The sequence below is a fragment of the Stenotrophomonas daejeonensis genome (assembly GCF_001431505.1).
Taxonomy (GTDB): Bacteria; Pseudomonadota; Gammaproteobacteria; order Xanthomonadales; family Xanthomonadaceae; genus Stenotrophomonas; species Stenotrophomonas daejeonensis.
On record NZ_LDJP01000049.1, the window covers coordinates 16,205 to 39,255 of the forward strand.

A 23,051-nucleotide genomic window follows, 5' to 3' on the forward strand; every position below is an offset into this window, starting at 1 on the left:
CATCGACAGTGCTGTGGATGCTGTATATGGTAAACCGGTGTCATATGGCAATGTGCAACGCACCACGTTGCCCCCCGGCACCGTCCCGCGAGGTTTCCCATGTCGCCATCGAATCTCTTCAAACCCTTGTTGTTACTGGCTCTTGCCGCGGTTTCCGGGCTTGGCGGCGGACCGGCACGGGCCGCCGGCGAAGCCGAGCCGGGAGCCGGCTCGCCGGACCGCGTGGCCCTGTGGCCGGATGGATTGGCACCGGGGGACAAACTGTTGCAGGAACCGATGCGGCTGGTCGAGCGCAGCGCCGACCCGGCGCTGCCCGATCGCTACGTCACCCATGTCAGCGAGCCCTGGCTGGTGGTGTACCGCCCGCACCGGCCCAACGGCACCGCGCTGCTGGTCATCCCCGGCGGCGGCTACCAGCGGGTGGTACTGGACAAGGAAGGCAGCGCGCTGGTGCCGGCCTTCGTCGAACAGGGCGGGGTGACCCTGTTCGTGCTGCGCTACCGGCTGCCGGGCGAGGGCCGCGACGACCGCGAGGCGGCGCTGGCCGACGCGCAGCGCGCGTTGCGGCTGATCCGCCACCGCGCCAGTGAATGGGGCGTGGACCCACGGCGCGTCGGCACGATCGGCTTTTCCGCCGGCGGGCACCTGGCCGCGCGGCTGGGCAATGGTTTCGACCAGATCGTCCATCCGGCCACCGACGCCATCGACGGCGAAAGCGCACGCCCGGATTTCCAGCTGCTGGTCTACCCGGTGATCGACATGGCCGGGCCGGATGCCCACCCCGGCTCGCGCGACCGCCTGCTCGGCCCGCATGCCACGCCGGAGCTGCAACAGCGTTATTCCATGCAGACGCAGGTGCGCGCCGACACCCCGCCCACCTTCCTGCTGCACGCCGCCGACGATGACGCGGTGCCGGTCGGCAACAGCCTGATGATGTTCGACCGCCTGCGCCGCGCCGGCGTGGACGCCGAGCTGCACGTGTTCCCGCACGGCGGCCACGGCTTCGGCATACGCGGCACCGCCGGCCTGACCACGGCCGCGTGGCCGCGGCTGGCGCTGGACTGGATCGCCGCGCAGGCCGTGGAGGCCGCGCCATGAGCGCCATGCCCGACGATCCGCAGCGCCGCCATTTTCTGCGTAGCGGCGCGTTCTGCACGCTCGCCGCCGGCTTGGCGAACGCCTTGCCGGCCGCCGCCGCACGCGGCCAGCCCAGCCCGATCGCACGCCTGCGCAGTGGCCGCGTCGCCGGGCAGACCGAACACGGCATCCATGTCTTCCGCGGCATTCCCTATGGCGGCGATACCGCGCCACGGCGCTTCCGGCAGGCATTGCCCGAAACCCCGTGGCGCGGCGTGCGCGACGCGCTGGACTACGGTCCTTCGGCACCGCAGAACGGTGGCGAAGGACCGGGAAGCGAGGATTGCCTGTACCTCAACGTGTGGACGCCGGCCCTGCGCGACGGCGGCAGGCGCCCGGTGCTGGTCTACATCCACGGCGGCGGCTTCAACAACGGCTCCGGCAGCGATGCGCTGTACGACGGCGGCAACCTGTGCCGGCGCGGCGACGTGGTGGTGGTCAGCGTCAACCACCGGCTCAACCTGTTCGGCTACCTGTATCTGGCGCAGCCGGGCGGCGAGGCCTTCGCCGATTCCGGCAACGCCGGCCAGCTCGACCTGGTCCAGGCCCTGCAGTGGGTGCGCCAACACGCGGCCGAGTTCGGTGGCGACGCCGGCAACGTCACCGTGTTCGGCCAGTCCGGCGGCGGCGCCAAGATCGCCACGCTGATGGCAATGCCGGCGGCCAGCGGACTGTTCCACCGCGCATGGACCATGAGTGGCCAGCAGGTCACCGCCGCCGGCCCGCGCGCGGCCACGCAGCGCGCGCAACGGGTGCTCGACCATTTCAGGGCCGATCCCGAAACGCTGCGCACGCTGCCGATGCAAATGCTGCTGGAGGCATTGAAGCTCCGCGACCCTTCGCGGGTGGAGGACACCGCGCTCTACTTCGGCCCGGTGCTGGACGGACGGCACCTGCCGGCGCACCCGTTCTGGCCCGAGGCCCCGGCGCAGTCGGCCGGCATACCGATGGTGATCGGCAATACCCACGACGAAACCCGCGCCTTCCTCGGCGGCGACCCGGCCAATTTCGCTCTGGACTGGGATGCGCTGCCGGCGAAGCTGGAAGCGCAGCAGTACGTGGACCTGCCGCCTTCGCAGGTGATCGCCGAATACCGCCGGCTGTACCCGCACTACACGCCATCGGAGGTGTTCTTCGCCGCGACCACCGCCGGCCGCTCGTGGCGCGGCGCGGTGGAGGAGCTTGAAGCCCGCGCACGGCAGGGTGCGCCGACGTGGGCCTACCAGCTGGACTGGTATGACCGCGGCGGCGAGGCGGACCGGCTGCGCGCGCACCACACGCTCGACATCCCGTTGGTGTTCGACAACCCCGGCCAACCCGGTTCGCGCACCGGCATGGGCGAAAGCGCCACGCACATGGCCGCGGCAATCAGCGATGCCCTGCTCGCCTTCGCCCGCCACGGCGATCCCAACCATCCCGGCCTGCCACGCTGGGAGCCGTATACGCTGCCGCGCCGGCAGACGCTGGTGTTCGACGACGAAAGCCGGCTGGCCGACGACCCGCGCGGCGGCGAACGCCGGCTCTACCGGCAGGCCCCCTTCCTCCAGCGCGGCACGCTCTGAAGAGGTCGTAGGCGAACGGAATGTTCACCGGCCTGCCCTAGACTGGCGGCATGATTTCAGATGCAACCGATGCCCGGCTTCCCGACTTCGCCGGTCGCCAGCGGCTGGTGGACGCGCTCGACGCGGCGATCGGCGCCACGGACACCGCCACGGTGGTGGCGGGGGTCGAGCGCGCGCTGCTGGCCGCCATCGCCGATCCGCTGATCGTGCTGCCGGACTGCGTGCACGCACCGATCACCGGGCACTACGCGCGTCGCGAGCTGTACCGCAGCGCGCATTACGGCTACAGCATCATCGCCATGACCTGGGGACCGGGGCAGGGCACGCCGCTGCACGACCACGACGGCCTGTGGTGCGTGGAAGGCGTGTGGCAGGGCGCCCTGCGCTTCACCCCGCACCGCCTGCTGGAAAGCCGCGGCGACCGCTGCCGCCTCGAACCCCTGCCCGCCCGGGCCGGCGAACGCGGCAGCACCGGCAACCTGATCCCGCCGGACGAATACCACGTGCTGCGCAACGCCAGCGACGAGGAAACCGCGATCTCGGTGCACGTCTACCAGCGGCCGCTGGCGCATTGCACGGTGTTCGTGCCGGAGGCCGGGCGCGAGGGGTGGTACCGGCGTGAGAGCCGGTTGATGCAGACCGACGCCTGATACCTGCCCCGTAGGAGCGCACCTTGGTGCGCGATGGGGATTTCCCGGCAAGGCCCATCGCGCACCAAGGTGCGCTCCTACGGGGTACGTCGTGGTGAAGGGCAATTCAGCGCAATGGCAACCGGTTGTTGAGCAGCGTCACTTCCTCCGCATCGCCGTCCTGCGCCACCCGCACGCTGGCGTTCTTGCGGTCGAAGCCGGCCGGCAGCGGCAATTCCACCGTCGCCGTGCGCGGCCGCAGGTCGAGGGGCGCTTCCAATGCGGGAATCGCAACGCGCGCCACCTCGCGGCCACGTGCATCCTCGATCACGGCATGGCCGGGCAACGTGGCGACGTGGCCGAGGCTGTGCACGGTCAAGCGCACGCGTCCTTCCTCGATCTTCAAATCGCCGCGGCCGATGCCGAGGTCGGCGCGGGTTTCCACCGGCGTACCCGCTTCGACCAACTCGAACTCGAACACCTGCGCCTGCTTCGGCGCGAAGCGCAACGACGTGCCGACGCTGCGCTCCAGCGCCACCTCGCGCACCTGCGGCCTGCCGTCGATGGCGTCGTCGCCATCGCGGTCGATGCCGCTGCGGATGCGCCACGTGCCCGCGGCGACGTTCCAGCCGGTCATCACCGCGTCCACCGGCGTGTCGCCGAGGTTCCAGGCGATGACCTTGAAGCGTTCGCGCGAGGGTGCATGCACCAGCAGCGCCACCTGCTCGGCGGCGCCGGGCCGGGCGAAGCGCCAGCTCACCGTGTGGCCGGGCCAGCTCTGGTTGCGCTTGAGCGCGATGCCGCCCAGCCGCAGCCGTTGCAGCAACTCGCTGGGCGCCTCGACGCGGTCGCTCCACCAATGGCCCTCGGTGTTCATGTACTCGCGCTGCGCCTTGGCCTGGATGCCCTCGGCATGCAGGGTTTCCAGATAGCGCTTGTCGCCACTGGTCTGCCATGCCACGACGTTGGCGAAACCGCCGCCGCCCTTGTCGGCGTCGGCCCGCAGCTGCCGGCCCCAATCCTGCTGGCGGCCGAGCGCGTCGATGAAGTTCTCGCCAAGGTTGGACAAGGCGTTCGGCCCGCCGCGCACCACGCGGTAATCCAGCGCCTTCAGGTACTTGTCGTTGCCCGTCCAGCGCCACGCCGCCCAGAAGGTGTGGATGACGTCGCCGCTGCCCGAGCCCTGGTTCAGCTCGCCGCCGCGGGTGGCGCCAGTGGCCCAGTTGATCTCGTTCGGCAGCGCCCAGCGGCCCTTGCCGTCGGTATAGGCGTGGGCGAGGTAGCCGTCGGCCAGGCCTGTCACCAGCTTGCGGCCTGTGGGATCGGCGTTGTATTCGCCGACCAGGAACGCCGGGTGCAACGCCGGGAACGAGTACGGCTTCTGCCATTGCCAGTTCGGCTCGCGGTAGACCTTGTTGCCGCCGTACCAGTTGCTGGAGAACAGCAGGTGGCCCTGCGGATTGGGCAGGACGATGCGCTCGTCGAACGCCTTGACCGTCTCCATCAAGCGCTCGACGGTCAGTGGGTCGCCCCAGTTGAGGTAGAGCATCGCGCTGTTGGCGTTGATGCCTTCCTCGTAGGCGTGCAGCTCGTCGGTCTCGATGCTGCTCAGGCCATTGGAGAACATGCCGTTCCTGTACACCGCATCGGACAGCGCGGTCAGCGAGGCGTTGAGGCGCTCGGGCTCCACGCCCATCAGCGCCAGCCCCGGCCATTGCTGGGTGAGGTCGGTGTCGTCGGAAATGCCACCACCGAAATCGCCGTAGCCGACCTGGCGGTTGTCGATCCACCAGTCGACGAAGCGGCGCACGTACTTCAGTTCCTCCACCTGCCGGAACGCCCACAGCGGCACGCCCTTCGGCGGCTGCGGCTGCGTGAACGGCGGCCGGCCCTGGCTGTTGTAGCTGATGTAGTTCCAGTACAGACGGCCCAGCTCGTGCTCCGGATCGACGCGCAGCAGGTCGCTCAGGTCGGCATACACGCGCGCATACAGCCGCTGGCGCTTGGAGGTGGTGTGCTCCTCGACCAGGAAGGCCCAGTTGTCGCGCACCTGGTTGAAGCGGTCGGCGACGTGTTCCTTCAATGCTTCCCGTCGATCCTTGAACACCAGCCGCACTTCGGCGCCATCCAGCGAGGCGGCGTTGAAGCCGGGCGCAGCCGAGGCGATGGTGATCCACAGGCTGTCGGCGGTGAGGATGCGGTCGCGCAGGTCCAGCCACAGCGTGCGCGCCTGCCCCGGCTTCACCGATACCGACACGTCGATCATGTCGCGCGCCGGCCAGATCGGGTCCTTGATGCGGATGTCCAGCGGAATGACGCCGTCATGCGTGGCCGGCAGGTCCAACGCGGGGAGGTCGATGGCCACGCCGTCGAGGCCGTCGTGCATGTTCTCCCAGCTATAGGCCCAGCTGCGGATCAGCGGCTGCGCCGCCGGCGCATCGCCGACACCGGACGGTACCAGCACGTGCACGATGGGTTGCGGGTGCGCCGGCAGCGTATCGGCCGCGCGCATGCGCGAGCCGGCGCCCTTGGGCAGCGCCATCACCGTGCTGCGCTCGTCCGGGGCGAAACGGCCGTCGATGTAGCCGCGCAGCGCGGCGACGTTGGTGTAGTCCGGCAACACCCTGCTGTCGATGACGTAGCGCTGCTTGACCGTACCCTGCGGCTCGGCGGCATCGCTGACGTGATAGCCCCAGATTTCCTGTATCGGTGTTTCCTGTTCGGCATTGGCGAAGCGCAGCGTGCCGCCGGCCTGCGCGGCGAATTCGTCGACGCTGCGCACCACGCCCTTTGGGCGGGTGAACAGGGTGCCGGCGCTGCCCTGCAATTCACCGAACGCCGCGCCGCGGATCTCGATGCGGTTGATGGTTTCGCCATCGGGCACGGTCAGGTCGAGGTTCTGCCCGCCTTCGACGTAGGTGTTCCAGTCCGGCAGCTGGAAGTAGTCGTTGCGGCCGGGCAGGCGCGAGCGGTTGTAGACGCCGGGCCAGGTGGTTTCGGCAATGCCGTCGGTGCCCTTCCACATCCACTGCTTCTTGTCCTTGACGTCGGCGAACTCGACCTTGCGGATCGTCGTCACCGGCGTGGCCAGCAAGGGTGGCGGCGCGCCATCCCAGCCGTAGCGATGCCACCACGCACGCTGCGACGCGCCGGCGGGCTCGCCGCTGCGCGGCTCGGCATTGCGCGCCAGCGCGGCCATGCCTTCGGCGTCGAGCATGCGGTCGTAGACGCGGATCTCGTCGACGTCGCTGCCGCGCAGGAAGTTGTAGCGGCTCTGCACCTGGTACGGCGCCATCACCCGCCCGGCCAGGCCGAGCTGGTCGAGCGCGGCATCGTAGTCGCCGGTGGCGTCGGCGCGCGCCACCTCCTTGCCGTCGAGGAACAGGCGCACGCCCTTGTCCTCGTCCCAGGCGAAGGCGATGTGCTGCCATTGTTGAGGTGACGGGTTCTTTTCCAACCGGAAGGAAACGCGGGTGCGGGCGAGGTTGGCGTCGGTGACGAAGGCGTCGAAGCCGTGACCGTTCCAGTCGATGCGCAGCCACGCCATGTCCCAGCTGCTGTGGTCGGCGTAACCGACGCGGAAGATCACGAACGGCGCTTCGCCCACCGCGTAGCGCGAGCGCCAGAAGAACGACAGGGTGCCGCGCTCGGCGCGGATGTTGCCCGGTGCGTTCCACGACAGCACGCCGTCGTCCTGCCACTGGATCGCGCGGCCGTGCGCGCCGTCGTCGACCAGCGCCACCTTGTCCTGGAAGTTGGGGACGGCGTCGCCCCGCGCGGTATCGGCGGCGAAACCTTTGTCGGCCGAAACGCGGAACAGCAGCTCCGGCGGCGAAGAGTGCGCCGCCACCGGGAGAGCGGCGGACAGCGCGGAAACCAGCAACAGCAGGCCGAGGGTACGGCGGGTCGGGTGGGGTGACATCGTGCGTCTCTTGGAAGCGTGCGGGCGGCGTGCCGGTTCCGCGCGCGGTGGGCCAAGTTAGCGACGCGCCTGCGCCATCACATCCTGCGTCGCACCATCGGAGGCCCTTCCCGGCATTGCGCCGGGAAGGGTTTGCAGCATCAGAACTTGTAGCGCAGGCCCACCGTGTAGGTACGGCCGGTCTGGCTGTACTCCAGCGGCAGCGACACCGACGGGTTGGCCACCCACGACTCCTGCGCCTCGTTGGTCAGGTTGGCGCCTTCCAGGCTGACTTCCAGCCGGTCGTTGATGCGGTAGTGCAGCGAGGCATCGACGATGGTGCTGCCGCTCTGCCCGTGCACGCCGTTGGCCTCGCTGTTGAAGCCGGCCTCGGTGCCCGGCACCTGGATCAGGTAGTCGTTGCGGTTGGTGGCCGACACGCGCCCGGAGAAACGGTCGCCTTCGTAGAACAGCGTGGCGTTCCACGAGTTCTTCGACTGCCCGGTCATCGCCGCCTTCTGCGCGGCCGCGCCGGAGGACAGCAGGTACTGGATGTCCGAATCGACGTAGGTGTAGTTCAGCTGCGCGCCGAGGTTGGACCACTTGCCCGGCAGGAAGGTGAACGGCTGCACGTAGTTGAACTCCGCGCCCTGCAGCTTGCCGCCGGGGGTATTGATCGGCACGGTGAACACGAACTCGTCGCTCGGGCTGGCGTTGAGGCCTTCCAGCAGGCTCGCCGGCAGGCCGCTGTCGGCATAGGTGCGGCTCTCGCGGGTGTTCTGGATGAAGCTGTCGATGTCCTTGTAGAACAGCGTCGCGCCGAGCATCGCGCCTTCGTCGAAGTACCACTCGAAGCCCAGGTCGTAGCTCTTGGCGCGCACCGGGTCGAGGAACGGGTTGCCGCCGCTGACGGTTTTCGCGCTGCCGCTGACGTTGACCGTCACGCCCGGGGTCAGGCTGCCCAGGCCCGGGCGCGACATCACCTTGGCCGCGGCGAAGCGCACCAGGAAGTCCGGGGTGATCTCGGCCACCAGGTTCAGCGACGGCAGGGTGTCGTTGTATTCACGGCCGACCGTGGTCGCCACCGGGGTGCCGCTGGCGGTGGCGATGCCCGAGGAAACCTGCTTGGTGCGTACGTGGCGCACGCCGATGTTGCCCGACAGCGGGATCGAGCCGATCTCGGTGGAGAACTGGCCCATCAACCAGCCGCTGCGGTCCTGTTCCTCCACGCTGCGCATGCTGGCGGCATAGTCGACCAGGGCGAACATGCCCTCGTTGCTGAAGATGTCGAACATGCTGGCGATGGCGCCGAAGTCCGGCACCACCCACTTGCCGGGTGCGCCGCTCAGGCCGTTGAGGCTGGCCAGATCGGTCAGGTTGGCCGGGACCGTCGTGGTGCCATCGTCGAAGGTCGGCACCAGCGCCTCGTTGCCGGTGCGGCGGCGCTCCAGCGAGTCGAAGCTGTAGTTCTTGGCCTGCACGCCGCCGGCCAGGGTGAACGACGGGCCGGCGACCCAGTTGAACTCCAGCTGGCCGTTGTGGAACTCGTTGGTCACCTCGTTCTGGCGCAGGCGGATGGTGGACAGGGTCCAGCCATTCGGGTCGGTCGGGTCCACGCCGTAGTTGAACACCGGCCGGGTCAGGCTGTTGCGGTAGTCGTAGCTGTAGCCCTGCACGTCCAGCTTGTCCATCATGATGGTGGCCTGGACCGGGTTCTCGTGCTTGGACTTCGAGGTACCGATCTTGCCGGTGATGGTGAAGCTGTCGGTCAGCTTGTGTTCGCCGTCGAGGCTGAGCTGGTAGAAATCCGTGCTCCATTCGTCATGGCGGTTCTCGGCGCGGATATCGACGTTGTCCATCTGCGCATAGACCAGTGCGCCGTTGCGCACCTCGCCGTCGTTGACCAGGACCTGCGGCTTGCCGTCGGCGCTGCTCTTGCTCAGGCCGTTGGCCTCGATGTATTTCTCGTCGCGCTTGGCGTCGATCTTCGAGTACAGCGCGTCGAGGTTGAAGCTGGTGCGGTCGCTGGGCTTGAACTGCAATGCGCCGGTCACGCCCAGGCGCTTCTGGTCGTGCTCCATCAGCGTGTAGCGCGGGAAGCGCGGTGCATAGACGTCCGGGCGCAATGCGTCGGTGAACGTCGAAGCCGGGTTGAAGCCGCCGTTCTTGTCACCGCCGGCCCAGCGCACGGTGCCGGTGCCTTCTTCCACGGTCTTGCGCTCGGAATAGGCCACCGACAGCAGCGCACCGACCTTGCCGTCGGCCCAGCTGTTGGCGATCAGGCCGGCGAAGCGCGGCATCGCCGACTCCGAGGCGTCGTTGTAGGCGGCCTGCACGTTGCCGACGACGGTCAGGCCGTCGTAGTCGAACGGGCGCGCGGTGCGCAGGTCGACGGTGGCGCCCAGCGAGCCCTCGTCCACGTCGGCCGAGGCGGTCTTGCGCGCGACCAGTTGCGAGAACAGGTCCGAGGCGAACACGTTGAAGTCGAAGCCGCGGCTGCGGTTGGTGCCGCCCTGGCCGTCGCTGCTGCCGACGGTGCTCAGCGCCTCCATGCCGTTGATGCGCACGCGGGTGAAGTCCGGGCCGAGGCCGCGCACGGTGATCTGCCGGCCCTCGCCGCCGTCGCGGGTGATGACCACGCCCGGGATGCGCTGCAGCGATTCGGCCAGGTTGCTGTCCGGGAACTTGCCGATGTCCTCGGCGACGATGGCGTCGACCATGCCGGCCTCGCCACGCTTGATGTCCAGCGCCTTCTCGACGCTGGCGCGGTAGCCGGTGACGGTCACGGTGTCCAGTTCGGTCGCGGCGGTGCCGGCGTCCTGGGCGGTGGCGGTACCGGCCAGCGCCAGGCTGATCGACAGCGCGAGCAAGGTAACCGGTGTCTTGTTCTGCTTGCGGCAGGAATACATGTGCTTCCCCTCTCCAAAGGCCAACATGCGGTATGAATTCGTTATGCCCGCGGTCAATGACACCGCTGGTCAAAACCGAAACTAGCAGGACTTCCAGAGGCGGGCATCTTGCACCGCAACAGAGGGGTGGAGCGTCGCAACCCATTGTCTTTGGGACATTCCGGGACTGTATCCGGGTGCCATGAAGGGACATCCGGGCAACATGACACCGATGGTCAAATTATCATGCCATCATGCCGGCGAGCCCCCGGCCTGCGACAGGAGTCCCGATGAATCCCCCGCGTGTTGTCTGTTTCGGCGAGCTGCTGCTGCGGCTCGGCGCCCCCGGCCACCAGCTGCTGCTGCAGAGCCCGTCGCTGGACGTGCACTGCGGCGGCGCCGAAGCCAACGTCGGCGTATCGCTGGCGCATTTCGGCCACGCCGTGGCGATGGTCGGCGTGGTCGCTGACAACCCGCTGGGCGCGGCGGCGGCCGGGCAACTGCGCCTGCACGGCGTGGATACCTCGCGGGTGCGCCGCGCCGAGGGCCGCATGGGCCTGTATTTCCTGACCACCGGCGCCGGCCACCGGCCCAGCGAGGTGGTCTACGACCGCGCCGACTCGGCCTTCGCCAACGCGCGCGCGGACGGCTACGACTGGCCGGCATTGCTGCACGGCGCGCAATGGCTGCACCTGTCCGGGATCAGCCCGGCGCTCGGCGCGGAAGCGGCGCGCGCCACGCTGGACGCCGCGCGCGCGGCCTGCGCGCAGGGCATCAAGGTGTCCTTCGACGGCAACTTCCGGCCGAAGCTGTGGGAGCGCTGGGGGGGCGACGCCAGGGCGATCCTGCGCGACCTGTTCGACTGCGCGCACATCGTCTTCGCCGACCACCGCGACATCGGCGTGGTGCTGGGCGGCGAGTTCCCGCAGGCCGACGCGCAGGCGCGCGTGGACGCGGCCGCGGCGATGGCCTTCGCCGCGTTCCCGCGCCTGCAGTACCTGGCCTGCACCCAGCGCACGGCGCACAGCGTCGGCCATCATTCGCTGGGCGCGATGCTGCTCGGCCGCGACGGCACCCGCGCGGTGGCGCCGGCCGAGGAGCTGACCGACATCGTCGACCGCATCGGCGGCGGCGACGCCTTCGCCGCCGGCGTGCTGCACGGCCTGATCGAAGGCTTCGACGCCGAGGCGACGATCCGCTTCGGGCTGGCCGCCGGCTGCCTGAAGCATTCCATCCCCGGCGACTTCAACCCGGTCGGCGTGGCCGAGGTGATGGCGCTGGTGGGCGAGGGCAGGTTCGATGTCCGGCGCTGACCCGCGCGTGCGCGCCGTGCTCAGGCTGGCGCCGGTGATCCCGGTGTTCACCCCCGACGACGTGGACGACGCGGTGCAGGTGGCGCAGGCGCTGTTCCGCGGCGGCCTGCCGGTGATCGAGGTGACGCTGCGCACCGCCACCGCGATGGCGGCGATCAAGGCGATGGCCGAGGCGGTGCCGGATGCGGTGATCGGCGCCGGCACCGTGCTGACCGCCGCGCAGATGGAGCAGGTGAAGGCCGCCGGTGGCCGCTTTGCGGTGTCGCCGGGCGCCACCGACCGGTTGTACGCCGCCGCGCGCGATACCGACCTGCCGCTGTTGCCGGGCGTGGCGACGTCCTCGGAACTGATGCGCGGGCTCGAGCACGGGCTGGACACCTTCAAGTTCTTCCCGGCGGTGCAGGCCGGCGGCGCGGCGATGCTGTCGGCCTGGAACGGCCCGTTCGGCGACGTGCGCTTCTGCCCGACCGGCGGCATCGGCGCGCAGACCGCGGCGCAGTTCCTGCACCTGCCCAACGTGCTGTGCGTGGGCGGCTCGTGGCTGACCACGCGCGAGCTGTTGCAGGCGCGCGACTGGGCCGGCATCGAGCGGCTGGCACGCGAAGCGGCGGTATTGCCCGGCTGAGGCAGCGGCAACTGTGGATGCGGGACTCGCCCCGCATGGGGCTTTCCCGGTACGGCCCCGTGCCGGGCAAGCCCGGCACCTGCGGGAATGCTTGAATCTCGTAGGTCGGGGCTACGCCCCCGACGTGCCATGTCCACTCTGCGCCGTGCATCGGGGATGTAACCCCGACCTGCAGCTGTGCTTTCACTCGTTCCTCGTTCCTCTCCATTCGTTCCTGGCTCTTACCGCGTCCACTGCCATTGCAGGCCCAGCGTCCAGCCGCGCTCCGGCCCGGGTTCGTAATAACGCCGGTTGCCGTCGTTGACGATGACCGAGCCGATGTAATGCCGGTCCAGCAGGTTGTCCACGCGCGCGAACAGGCGTAGCGGGCCGCGCGCGGTCGGCCATTGCCGGGCGGCTTCCAGGTTCAGCAGGCCGTAGCCGGGCGCGCGGGCATCGCCGAGGTCGCTGGCGGAGGTGGCGGCGGCGGCCACGGTTTCGATCGCCGGTTGCCACGGCCCCGGTTGCCAGTGCCAGCGCGCGAACAGTTGCTGGCGCGGTACGCCCGGCAGCGCGGTGCCGGCCGCCACCGGGTTGCGCGGCTCGGTGCACGGCGCGGGCAGGCCGGTGCAGGTCAGGTAACCCTCGCGCACCGTGGCCTGCAGCCAGGTCCAGGCCAGTTGCAGTTGCCCGGTTTCGCCGACGGGCTGCAGCCAACCCAGTTCCACGCCCTGGCGGCGGGTGGCGCCGATGTTGCGGTAGCTGCTGCGGCCGCCACGGTTGCTGGCCACCGCCAGTTCATCGTCGGTGTCGGCGCGGAACAGCGCCAGGTCCAGCCGCGCACCAGCCCGGGTACGCCACTTGGCGCCGAGTTCGTGATTGCGGCTGGCCGCCGGGGACAGGTCCAGCGCCAGCCCGGCGCCGCCGTCGGCGCGATACCCCAGCTCGTTGAGGGTCGGTGTCTCGAAGCCGCGCCCGGCCGAGGCATACAGGCGCAGGTCGTCGCCGGCACGGAACACCAGCCCGGCCACCGGCGTGGTGGCCGCATAGTCGCGGCGGCCGCTGTCGTCGGGATTGTTGGCGGTGACGTAGTGGTCATCGGACTCGAAGCGCACCCGACTGTGGCGCGCGCCGGCCAGCAGCGACCAGCGCGGCGCGAACCGCCACCAGGCCTGCGCGAACTGGTCCGCGTTGCCGACCCGGTCGCGCTGGTCGCGGCGCAGCCGGCCCTTTACGCCCAATGCATCGCCGACGAAGTTCTCGTAACCACTGCGGTGCTGCCGCTGGCGGTCGGCGTTGGCGCCAAGCACCAGTTCCAGCGGTTTTCCGGCCAGTTCGCCATGCCAGGCCCAACGCGCGTCCACGCCGCCGTAGCCACCCTCCAGGTCGATCACCCCGCCCGCATGCAGCGGGCTGGCCTGCGCCGCCGGCGGAATGGCGAGGAACTGCTCGACCGTGCGCTGCCCGGCATAGGCCATCAGCCGCCAGGTCCGGCGCTCGCGGTCCAGTGTGTAGACCACGCCTGCCTGCGCCTGTCGCACCGATTTGCGGGTGCCGTACTGCGCGGCCACCGCGGTGGCCTGGCGTGGATCGGCGCGCACCTGTTCGCGGGTCAGGCCCAGCGGGTCCTGCGCGTGCGGGGCGTCGAGGACGTTGAACAGCAGGTCCAGCCGCTGCCCCGGCGCGAGGTCGAAACCCAGCCGTGCGTTGAGCGATTCCCGCCGCGCCGCGCCGTGTTCGCGCCAGCCGTCGGTGCGGTAGTGGCTGGCGGCGACGTTGTAGTGCATGGCCGCCACCTGGCCCCTGAGCTGCAGGCCGAGGCTGCTGCTGGCATCGCTGCCCCAGGTGGCGCGCAGCCGCCACGGATCGCCCGGCTGGCCGTCGCCGCTCCACAACTGCACCACGCCGCCGGAGGAATTGCCGTACAGCGCCGAGAACGGCCCGCGCAGCACGTCGATGCGTTCGGCGCCGAGCAGGTTGAAGTGCGACAACTGGCCCTGGCCGTCGGGCATGCTCGCCGGCACGCCATCGGCCAGCAGGCGCACGCCGCGTACGCCGAAGGTGGAGCGCGCGCCGAAGCCGCGGATCGACAACTGGGTGTCCTGCGCCAGGTTCTGCCGCTCGCGCGCCAGCAGGCCCGGCACGCCATTCATGGCCTCGGACACCAGCGCGCCACGGCCGTTGCCGGCCTCGTCCACGTCGATGACGGTCATCGACGCGGGCAGGTCGAAGTCATCGACGGCGCGCACCCGCGCCGCCTGCACCTGCACGGTGTCCAGCACGGCGGGCGCCGGGCCGGCCTGCGCCGCCGCCGGCAACGCCATCACCCATCCGGCCACCGGGAAATACCGCTTGCTCCGCTTCATGCCGGCATCATCCCCGATCGCGGGCGTGCCCGCGCCGGCGCGGGACGGTTCCGCCTGAAACCCTGCCGCCAACCGCCGGCCCTGTTAGGATGAACCGGTTTGACCGCGCCGTGCGGTCGTGCCGAATTCCTCCCCTCCCACCACCGCTACGAGTACCGCCGTGTCCTTCTTTGCAAACGTGGAACAGGTGCCCGGTGACCCGATCCTGGGTCTGACCGAGGCCTACAACGCCGACAGCCGCGCCACCAAGGTCAACCTTGGCGTCGGCATCTACTACGACGAAAGCGGCCGCATCCCGCTGCTGCGCGCGGTCAAGCAGATCGAGGAGCAACTCGCCGCCGAGGCCAAGCCGCGCGGCTACCTGCCGATCGACGGCCTGCCGGCCTACACCCGGGCCACGCAGGAGCTGGTGTTCGGCGCGGGTTCGGAACTGCTGGCCGCCGGCCGCGTCGCCACCACCCAGACCATCGGCGGCAGCGGCGCGCTGCGCGTCGGCGCCGACCTGCTGAAGAAACTGCTGCCGCACGCCACCGTGGCGATCAGCAACCCGAGCTGGGAGAACCACCGCGCGGTGTTCGGCGCCGCCGGCTTCGAGGTGGTCGAGTACGCCTACTTCGACAACGCCAGCCACGGCCTGGACTTCGCCGGCATGGTCGCCGACCTGCAGAAGCTGCAGCCGGGCACCGTGGTGCTGCTGCACGCCTGCTGCCACAACCCGACCGGTGCCGACCTGAGCACCGAGCAGTGGCAGCAGGTCGCCGCGCTGCTGAAGGACCGCCAGCTGTTCCCGTTCATCGACATGGCCTACCAGGGCTTCGACAAGGGCATCGAGGCCGACGGCCAGGCAGTGCGCATCGTCGCCGAGGCCGGTATCGACAGCTTCATCGTCGCCAACTCGTACTCCAAGTCGTTCTCGCTGTACGGCGAGCGCGTTGGCGCGCTGTCGGTGGTGGGCCCGAACGCCACCGCGACCAAGGCCGTGCAGTCGCAGGTCAAGCGCATCGTCCGCACCATCTATTCCAGCCCGTCCACCCACGGCGCGGCGCTGGTCGCCGGCGTGCTGGGCAGCACCGAGCTGCGCGGCCTGTGGGAAGCGGAACTGACCGAAATGCGCGAACGCATCCATGCCCTGCGCGCCGGCATGGTGCAGAAGCTGGCGGCGCTGGGCGCGCCGGAGTTCGGCTTCATCCAGCAGCAGGCCGGCATGTTCTCGTACTCGGGCCTGAGCAAGGCGCAGGTGGACCGGCTGCGCGACGACTACGGCATCTACGCCGTCGGCACCGGCCGCATCTGCGTGGCCGCGCTGAGCCAGAACAACCTGGACTACGTGGCCAAGGCGGTCTACGAGGTCAGCCGCGGCTGATCCTTCGCCGCAGCGCCACAGTGAAAAGCCCGGGAATGATCCCGGGCTTTTCGTTTCTGCCTCTCTACCTGTAGGAGCGCAACAAACTGCGCTCCTACCCGGGCCCTGTCCCTTCGGGACATTTCCTGTCCCGCGTTCGCAAAAATCCGGGCAACCCGCGACAATGGCGCCCCTTTCCCGAAGGCAGCCACCGTCCATGTCGCGCACCTCGTTGACCCGCTTCCTGATCGAAGAACAGCACGCCGGCCGCATCAACGCCGACCTGCGGCAACTGGTGGCGGTGGTGGCCCGCGCCTGCACCAGCATCTCGATCGCGGTGAGCAAGGGCGCGCTGGGCGGCGTGCTCGGCGACGCAGGCACCGGCAACGTGCAGGGCGAGGCGCAGAAGAAGCTGGACGTGATCTCCAACGAGATCCTGCTCGAAGCCAACGCCTGGGGCGGTCACCTGGCCGCCTGTGCCTCGGAGGAGATGGACCACAGCCAGCCGGTGCCGTCCGAATACCCGCACGGCGACTTCCTGCTGCTGTTCGACCCGCTGGACGGCAGCTCCAACATCGACGTCAACGTCTCGGTCGGCACCATCTTCTCGGTGCTGCGCGCCCCGGCCGGCGTGGACAAGCCCGGCGACGAGCACTTCCTGCAGCCCGGCACCCGCCAGGTGGCGGCCGGCTACTGCATCTACGGCCCGAGCACGATGCTGGTGCTGACCGTTGGCCACGGCACCCACGCCTTCACCCTGGACCGCGAGACCGGCGAGTTCGTACTGACCCAGCGCGGCATGCAGGTGCCGGAGGACACCCAGGAATTCGCCATCAACATGTCCAACCAGCGCCACTGGGAAGCGCCGATGCAGGGCTACGTGGCCGACCTGCTGGCCGGCCGCGAAGGCCCGCGCGGCAAGGACTTCAACATGCGCTGGATCGCCTCGATGGTGGCCGACGTGCATCGCATCCTCACCCGCGGCGGCATCTTCATCTACCCGTGGGACCGCAAGGACCCCTCCAAGCCGGGCAAGCTGCGGCTGATGTACGAAGCCAACCCGATGGCGATGCTGATCGAACAGGCCGGCGGCGCGGCCACCGATGGCCGCCAGCGCATCCTCGACATCGAGCCCGGCCAGCTGCACCAGCGGGTGCCGGTGTTCCTTGGCTCGAAGAACGAAGTGGCCGAAGCCACCCGCTACCACCGCGAGCATGACGCGCGCAGTTGAATTGCCACGTTGCCGTAGATGCGGGGCTTGCCCCACATGGAACCCTCCCGGTGAATCCCCGTGCCGGGCAAGCCCGGCACCTACGTGGGCATGCCAACCTCCGCCCTGCACGATTCAGCCGCGTAGGTCGGGGCTACGCCCCCGACGCTTGATGCCCGGATACACGGAGCGTCGGGGACATAGCCCCGACCTACGTGAACAACTCGCCCTGTGGCGAAGGCTTGCGCGGCGGCATCGGCGCCACGAAGCGGCTGCAATCCAGCCACGGCCACTGCTCGCGCGAGGCATTGAAACCCAACCGCTTGCGGGCCAGTGCGAAGCGCCGCGACAGCAGCTGCGCATACACGCCTTCGCCACGCATGCGCTTGCCGAAGCCGCCGTCGTAGTCCTTGCCACCGCGTAGCTGGTTGATGGTGCTCATCACGTGCTCGGCGCGCTGCGGGTGGTGCGCCTGCAGCCATTCGCGGAACAGCGGCGCGACTTCGTACGGCAAGCGCAGCAGCACGTAGCCGGCGCTGCGCGCGCCGGCCTCGCGCGCGGCCTCCAGCACTGCTTCCAGCTCGGCGTCGTTGATCCACGGGATCACCGGCGCCACCATCACCCCGACCGGGATGCCGGCCTCGTGCAGCCGCCGCATCGCCCGCAGCCGCGCATGCGGGGCCGAGGCGCGCGGTTCGAGCTTGGCCGACAGGTGTGGGTCCAGCGAAGTCACCGAGAAGTGCACGCTGACCAGACGCTGCTCGGCCAGCGGTGCCAGCAGGTCGATGTCGCGCTCGACCAGCGCGTTCTTGGTGATCAGCGAGAACGGGTGCCGGGTTTCCAGCATCACCTCGATCAGCTGGCGGGTGATGCCGAGCTTGCGCTCGATCGGCTGGTAGGCGTCGGTGTTGATGCCCAGCGCGATCGGCTTGACCACGTAGCCGGGCCTGGCCAGTTCCTTGCGCAGCAGTTCGGCGGCGTTGGTCTTGGCGAAGATCTTCGTCTCGAAATCCAGTCCCGGCGACAGGTTCAGGTAGGCATGGGTCGGCCGCGCGAAGCAGTACGAGCAGCCATGCTCGCAGCCGCGGTACGGGTTCACCGACTGGTCGAAGCCCACGTCCGGCGAGGCGTTGCGGCTGATGATGCTGCGCGCGGTCTCGGCGCGCACGTCGGTACGCAGGCGCGGGGCGGCGAATTCCTCGCCCTCCTCGGCCATCCAGCCGTCATCGACCGCTTCGCTGGTGCGGGTTTCGAAACGGCCGGGCAGGTGGCTGCTGGCTCCGCGGCCCTTGATCGGAATGGGTGTCGGCATCGGTCCACGCTAACGCGGCGCCGTCGCAGATGCAGCGACGCGGCGTTCAGGCTGGCCCACACGGCATCCGCAAACCGGTGGCGGAGCTGGCTAGAATCGCCGGCATGCGCGACTTCCTGCACACCCTGTGGGCCACCGTGTCGGCCATTCCGCACCTGGCGCAGATACTGGCGGCCACCTACGTTGCCTACCTGCTGTTGCTGGCCTGCTACATCGTGCTGCAGAAGCGCGAGCCGGTGGCGACGCTGAGCTGGATCCTGTCGCTGGCGGCGCTGCCTTACCTGGGCCTGTTCGTGTTCTACCTGTTCGGGCCGCAGCGCATCGTCCGCCAGCGGCTGCGGCGCGGGCGCTCGCGCGAGGGCATGGAGGCCTACAGCGCGGTCTGCCCGCCGGACGCCGAATGCACCGAGCTGGCGCGCGTCGGCCAGGCCACCACCGGGCTGCCGCCCAGCAGCGCCACCGCGGTCGAATGGCTGGTCGACGGCGCGGCCACCTATGCCGCCATCCTCGATGCGGTGGCCGGCGCGCGGCGCCACGTCAACCTGGAGTACTACATCTTCGAGCCGGACCATGCCGGCACCGCGCTGCGCGACGCGCTGGCCGAGCGCGCCCGGGCCGGGGTGAAGGTGCGCCTGCTGCTGGACGCGGTGGGGTCCTCGCGGATCAGGCGCCGTTTCCTGCAGCCGCTGCTCGATGCCGGCGGCGAAGTGGTGTGGTTCCACCCGCGGCAGCTGCTCAAACCGTTCAAGCGGCCGTGGCTGAACCTGCGCACCCACCGCAAGCTGGTACTGGTGGACGGCACCCTGGCATTCACCGGCGGCATCAACATCACCGATACCGAGGACGAAAGCCGCCGCGCCGACGCCTACCGCGACCTGCACATGCGCATCACCGGCCACGTCGTGCGCAGCCTGCAGCTGGTGTTCCTGGAGGACTGGATCTACGCCAGCGGGCAGGGCAGGGCGCATTTCGACCGCGAGGACCTGTTCCCGTCGGACATGCCCGGCCGCGAGGACGGCACGATCCAGGCGCAGGTGCTGGTCTCCGGGCCGGACTCGTCGTGGGAGGCGATCCACCGCATGCACGTGGCGGCGATCCAGGAAGCCAGCCGCCGGGTGTGGCTGGTGACGCCGTACTTCGTGCCCGGCGAGGCCGCGCGCATGGCCTTGACCTCGGCCGCGCTGGCCGGCCTGGACACGCGCCTGCTGGTGCCGCGGCGCAGCGATTCGCTGTTCGTCACCCTGGCCGCGCGCTCGTATTTCGACGAACTGCTACAAGCGGGCGTGAAGATCTACGAATACGGCCCGCGCATGCTGCACACCAAGGCCTTCATCGCCGACGACGACACCTGCATCGTCGGCAGCGCCAACTTCGACCACCGCAGCTTCCGCCTGAACTTCGAGCTGTCGATGCTGTACCACGACCGCGGCCTGACCGCCGCGCTGGAAACCCTGCTGGAACAGGAATTCGCCCGTGCCACCCCGGTACAGCCGGAGCGCCAGCGCCCGCTCTGGCGCCACCGCCTGCCGGAAGCCTTCGCCCGGCTGGCCTCGCCGTTGCTCTGAACCACGCCAGTCGCAACGCATGCAGCACGGCGGCCGGCGCCGCTAAACTGGCAGCCTTCGGGAGGTACCCATGTACTGGTTGTTCCTGCTGTTCGCCATCGGCGCCTTTTTCTTTGCCCTGACCACTACCCACGCCGGCTTGCTGTGGCTGGCGCTGCTGGCGGCGCTGGCCTGCCTGCTGCTGTGGGTCCGCGGCCTCTACCGCGCCCGCACCGGCGACGTTTTCACCGCCACGCCGCGCGCCCTGCACCCGGCGGAACTGCAGGTGATGCGCGAGCAACTGCGCGCCAACGCTGCCTCCTCTTCCTCCCATCCGCCGTCCGAAGGACAGCCGCAGCCATGACCCGCCTGAGCGTCAACGTCAACAAGATCGCGGTCCTGCGCAATTCCCGCGGCGGCGGCGATCCGGACGTGGTGCGCGCGGCGATGACCTGCCTGCGCGCCGGCGCGCACGGCATCACCGTGCACCCGCGGCCCGACCAGCGCCACATCCGCGCCGACGACGTGCTGATGCTGTCCGAACTGACGCGCCAGCACGACGTCGAGTTCAACATCGAGGGCAACCCGTTCGCACCGCCGCGCCCCGGCTATCCCGGCCTGCTGCCGCTGTGCGACCAGGCCCGCCCGGCGCAGGCCACGCTGGTGCCCGACGGCGATGGCCAGCTGACCTCCGACCACGGCTTCGATTTCCAGCGCGACGGCGCACGCCTGCTGCCGCTGATCGCGGCGCTGAAGGACTACGGCTGCCGCGTCAGCCTGTTCGTCGATGCCGGCAACCCGCACATCGCCCGCGCCGCCGAACTCGGCGCCGACCGCATCGAGCTCTACACCGGCCCCTATGCCGAGGCCTTCGCCGCCGGCAAGGTCGATGCGGCGGCGGTGTCCGCCGCCGCGGCACGCCGCGCGCAGGCCGCCGGGCTGGGCATCAACGCCGGCCACGACCTGTCGCAGGCCAACCTCGGCCATTTCCTCGCCGAAGTACCGGATGTGCTGGAAGTCTCCATCGGCCACGCGCTGATCGGCGAAGCCCTGTACGACGGCCTGGAAACCACCGTGGAACGCTACCTCGGCATCATCGAATCCGGCACCTGAACCCGCAGCAGCGGCAGGAATGGCCCTGTGGCGACCGGGCTTTGAGGCAGAACCCCGGTCGCGACTGGCGTCGCTCCTGCGAAAGCAGTGTCACCAGCGCCATATTGGTGACGAACTACCCGCAAATCCGGTCATCCGAATAAAAAACGCCCCCGGCAAGCGGGGGCGTTTCCAGTCGCGTCATGACTTGGCGTTGCGTTACTGCACGAAGCCGATCTTCTTCATCTGGGCGTTCTTGGCCTGGGCCAGGATCTTGGCCATGACCTCGTACTCCGAATCCGGATTGGCGTCGATGCGAAGTTCCGGCTGGTTGGTCGGATCCTTCTGTACTTCTTCTTCCATCTTCTGCTGCAGGTCGGCCACGTTCACCGGACTGTTGTTCCAGTAAACCTGGTTGCTCGCGTCCACCCGCAGGTCGATCGGCGGCGGCGGCTCGCGCGTCACCGGCGGCGGGTTGAGCACGCGCTGCGGCAGGTCCACGGCGATCGGGTAGGTCATGATCGGCGCGGTCACGATGAAGATGATCAACAGCACCAGCATCACGTCCACGAGGGGCGTGACGTTGATGTCGGCCATCGGGCCCCTGCTTCCACCACTACTGAATGCCATCGCTTATTGCCCCTTTTCTTTGGTGGCAACGAAACCGACGTCCAGCATGCCCTGGCCCTGCGCGATCTTGGTCACTTCGTTGATCACGCTCATCTTGGTGGTCTTGTCACCACGCAGGTTCAGCGGCGGCTGCGGCGTCTGCTGGGCCGCCGTGGCGAAGCGCGACTCCAGGGTCTCCTTGGAAACCTCTTCGTCGTTCCAGTAGAGCGTGCCGTCTTCCTTGACCGCCACCGTGATCGGGCCGGCACGCTTTTCGGCGTCGTCCGGATCGATGTTCAGGTTGGCCTCGGGAAGCTCCACCTTGACCTTGTGCGACATCAGCGGCGCCGTGATGATGAAGATGATCAGCAGCACCAACATCACGTCCACGAGGGGCGTGACGTTGATCTCGGACATCGGGCCGCTGCTGTTACCACTACTGAAAGCCATAACGGGCTCCGTCTATATCTCGTTGCTAGGACTGCTCTGCCTGCGGCTCAGCGGACGCGCGAGCCGGTGGCGAAGAAGTCGTGCAGATCGTGCGCGAAGGTGTCGAACTTGCTGACGGTCGCGCTGTTGATCTTGCTGAAGAAGTTGAAGGCGAACACGGCCGGGATCGCGACGAACAGACCGATGGCGGTCATGATCAGCGCTTCACCCACCGGGCCGGCAACGGCGTCGATCGAGGCAGAACCGGTGGCACCGATCTTGATCAGCGCGCCGTAGATGCCCCACACGGTACCCAGCAGGCCGACGAACGGAGCTGTCGCGCCGACGGTGGCCAGCAGGATCATGCCGCCCTGCAGCTTGTTGGATTCGCGGGTCACGGCTTGGCGCAGGGCGCGGTCGACGAACTCCGAACGGCTCAGGGTCTCGGCGGCACCGGCCTGCTGGTGGTGCGCGGCGGCCTGGGCGGCGTCCAGGGCGATCTTGGAGAACGGCTCGGAAGCCGGCTGCTCTTCCATCGCACGGATGGCGTCCTGGGCATTGGCGGCGTCCCAGAACAGGCCCGGCACGCGGTCGGAAGCCGACTTCAGGCGGGTGGTGCGGAAGATGTTGATGACGGTCCAGTACCAGGACATGGCCGACATCAGCACCAGGGTCAGCAGCACGACCCAGGAAACGGCGAAGTCGCCCGGCTTGGAGGTCATTTCGTGGATCAGATGCTCGAAGCCCATCTGCGAGAGCGCGTTGTTTGCGTTGCCCCCGGCAGCAGCGGCGATGAAGAGTTCCTGCAGCATGACGCTTACCTTTGTTGTGTGTGGTGTTGAAGGGTGTAGCTAGATCGAACGGTTCCCGGATGGCGGCCGGTGGGCCGCCAATGGGATCAGCTCAGCGCAAAGTTGACCGGGACGCGGACGCGGCCAGCCGCCTTCTGTCCATTGATGATGGAAGGGTTGAACTTCCACTTGCGTGCCGCATCCATTGCGGCGCGATCGAGGTCGCGGTTACGGCTGGACTTCTCGACAGACACATTGGTGACGTTGCCGTTGGCATCGACATCAATGATCAGGATCACCTCGCCCTGGATGCCGGCGCGGA

Annotated in this window: 18 protein-coding genes; 10 read left to right on the plus strand and 8 right to left on the minus strand. The window is 69.0% G+C overall.

What is annotated here, in order from left to right; all coding sequences use genetic code 11:
- The first annotated feature begins 99 nt into the window (after positions 1 to 99).
- Genes ABB34_RS08645 through ABB34_RS08655 form a run of 3 tightly spaced genes read left to right on the plus strand, consistent with a single transcriptional unit; the run spans position 100 to position 3,349 of the window.
- Positions 100 to 1,098, plus strand: coding sequence for an alpha/beta hydrolase (locus ABB34_RS08645; protein WP_083490123.1), 999 nt, complete (start codon positions 100 to 102; stop codon positions 1,096 to 1,098).
- Positions 1,095 to 2,699 carry a carboxylesterase/lipase family protein gene (locus tag ABB34_RS08650; RefSeq protein WP_057640913.1) on the plus strand — a complete coding sequence of 535 codons (1,605 nt, stop codon included), beginning with the start codon at positions 1,095 to 1,097 and terminating at the stop codon, positions 2,697 to 2,699. Before ABB34_RS08645 ends, ABB34_RS08650 begins: the two co-directional genes overlap by 4 nt.
- Positions 2,700 to 2,749: 50 nt before the next feature.
- Positions 2,750 to 3,349, plus strand: a complete 600-nt coding sequence (locus ABB34_RS08655) for a cysteine dioxygenase family protein (RefSeq protein WP_057640914.1) — start codon at positions 2,750 to 2,752, stop codon at positions 3,347 to 3,349.
- Positions 3,350 to 3,455: 106 nt separating this feature from the next.
- Here ABB34_RS08655 and ABB34_RS08660 read toward each other — a convergent pair whose 3' ends face one another.
- Positions 3,456 to 7,250 (minus strand): LamG-like jellyroll fold domain-containing protein, encoded by a 3,795-nt coding sequence (locus ABB34_RS08660; RefSeq protein ID WP_083490124.1) that lies wholly within the window; start codon positions 7,248 to 7,250, stop codon positions 3,456 to 3,458.
- Between the two features lie 140 nt (positions 7,251 to 7,390).
- On the minus strand, positions 7,391 to 10,138 hold the full coding sequence (locus ABB34_RS08665) for a TonB-dependent receptor (protein WP_057640915.1): 2,748 nt from the start codon (positions 10,136 to 10,138) through the stop codon (positions 7,391 to 7,393).
- 269 nt (positions 10,139 to 10,407) lie between these two features.
- Between ABB34_RS08665 and ABB34_RS08670 the strand changes: the two genes are divergently transcribed.
- Positions 10,408 to 11,430, plus strand: coding sequence for a sugar kinase (locus ABB34_RS08670; RefSeq protein ID WP_057640916.1), 1,023 nt, complete (start codon positions 10,408 to 10,410; stop codon positions 11,428 to 11,430).
- The gene (gene eda, locus ABB34_RS08675; RefSeq protein ID WP_057640917.1) at positions 11,417 to 12,055 is read left to right on the plus strand and encodes a bifunctional 4-hydroxy-2-oxoglutarate aldolase/2-dehydro-3-deoxy-phosphogluconate aldolase; all 639 of its coding nucleotides are present in this window, start codon (positions 11,417 to 11,419) and stop codon (positions 12,053 to 12,055) included. Before ABB34_RS08670 ends, eda begins: the two co-directional genes overlap by 14 nt.
- A 221-nt stretch (positions 12,056 to 12,276) precedes the next feature.
- On the opposite strand, the gene ABB34_RS08680 is transcribed toward eda, so the two are convergent.
- Positions 12,277 to 14,400: a TonB-dependent receptor family protein gene (locus ABB34_RS08680; protein ID WP_083490125.1), complete on the minus strand. Its 2,124-nt coding sequence runs from the start codon at positions 14,398 to 14,400 to the stop codon at positions 12,277 to 12,279.
- A 160-nt stretch (positions 14,401 to 14,560) separates the two neighbouring features.
- On the opposite strand from ABB34_RS08680, the gene ABB34_RS08685 reads away from it, so the two are divergent.
- Positions 14,561 to 15,763, plus strand: a complete 1,203-nt coding sequence (locus ABB34_RS08685) for an amino acid aminotransferase (RefSeq protein WP_057640918.1) — start codon at positions 14,561 to 14,563, stop codon at positions 15,761 to 15,763.
- 196 nt (positions 15,764 to 15,959) lie between these two features.
- Complete coding sequence (locus tag ABB34_RS08690; protein ID WP_057640919.1) at positions 15,960 to 16,973, plus strand: class 1 fructose-bisphosphatase; 1,014 nt, start codon at positions 15,960 to 15,962, stop codon at positions 16,971 to 16,973.
- A gap of 190 nt (positions 16,974 to 17,163) precedes the next feature.
- Here the strand turns inward: ABB34_RS08690 and ABB34_RS08695 are convergent, their stop codons facing one another.
- A complete protein-coding gene (locus ABB34_RS08695; RefSeq protein ID WP_057640920.1) occupies positions 17,164 to 18,264 on the minus strand; it encodes a PA0069 family radical SAM protein in 1,101 nt (366 codons plus the stop codon).
- A gap of 104 nt (positions 18,265 to 18,368) precedes the next feature.
- Between ABB34_RS08695 and cls the strand changes: the two genes are divergently transcribed.
- From cls to ABB34_RS08710, 3 genes are all read left to right on the plus strand, one after another.
- The gene (gene cls, locus ABB34_RS08700; RefSeq protein WP_057640921.1) at positions 18,369 to 19,829 is read left to right on the plus strand and encodes a cardiolipin synthase; all 1,461 of its coding nucleotides are present in this window, start codon (positions 18,369 to 18,371) and stop codon (positions 19,827 to 19,829) included.
- Positions 19,830 to 19,899: 70 nt separating this feature from the next.
- Entirely contained in the window at positions 19,900 to 20,172 is a 273-nt protein-coding gene (locus tag ABB34_RS08705) for a hypothetical protein (protein WP_057640922.1), read from the plus strand.
- A complete protein-coding gene (locus tag ABB34_RS08710; RefSeq protein WP_057640923.1) occupies positions 20,169 to 20,921 on the plus strand; it encodes a pyridoxine 5'-phosphate synthase in 753 nt (250 codons plus the stop codon). The genes ABB34_RS08705 and ABB34_RS08710 overlap by 4 nt, the downstream gene beginning before the upstream one ends.
- A gap of 198 nt (positions 20,922 to 21,119) precedes the next feature.
- Here the strand turns inward: ABB34_RS08710 and ABB34_RS08715 are convergent, their stop codons facing one another.
- The 4 genes from ABB34_RS08715 to ABB34_RS08730 form a co-directional block, all read right to left on the minus strand.
- The gene (locus ABB34_RS08715) at positions 21,120 to 21,530 is read right to left on the minus strand and encodes an ExbD/TolR family protein (protein ID WP_057640924.1); all 411 of its coding nucleotides are present in this window, start codon (positions 21,528 to 21,530) and stop codon (positions 21,120 to 21,122) included.
- A gap of 3 nt (positions 21,531 to 21,533) precedes the next feature.
- Complete coding sequence (locus ABB34_RS08720; protein WP_057640925.1) at positions 21,534 to 21,959, minus strand: ExbD/TolR family protein; 426 nt, start codon at positions 21,957 to 21,959, stop codon at positions 21,534 to 21,536.
- Between the two features lie 47 nt (positions 21,960 to 22,006).
- Positions 22,007 to 22,750: a TonB-system energizer ExbB gene (gene exbB / locus ABB34_RS08725; RefSeq protein WP_057640926.1), complete on the minus strand. Its 744-nt coding sequence runs from the start codon at positions 22,748 to 22,750 to the stop codon at positions 22,007 to 22,009.
- A gap of 86 nt (positions 22,751 to 22,836) precedes the next feature.
- Positions 22,837 to 23,051 (minus strand): energy transducer TonB family protein (locus tag ABB34_RS08730; protein ID WP_152979559.1); only part of this gene is annotated, 215 nt, incomplete at its 5' end.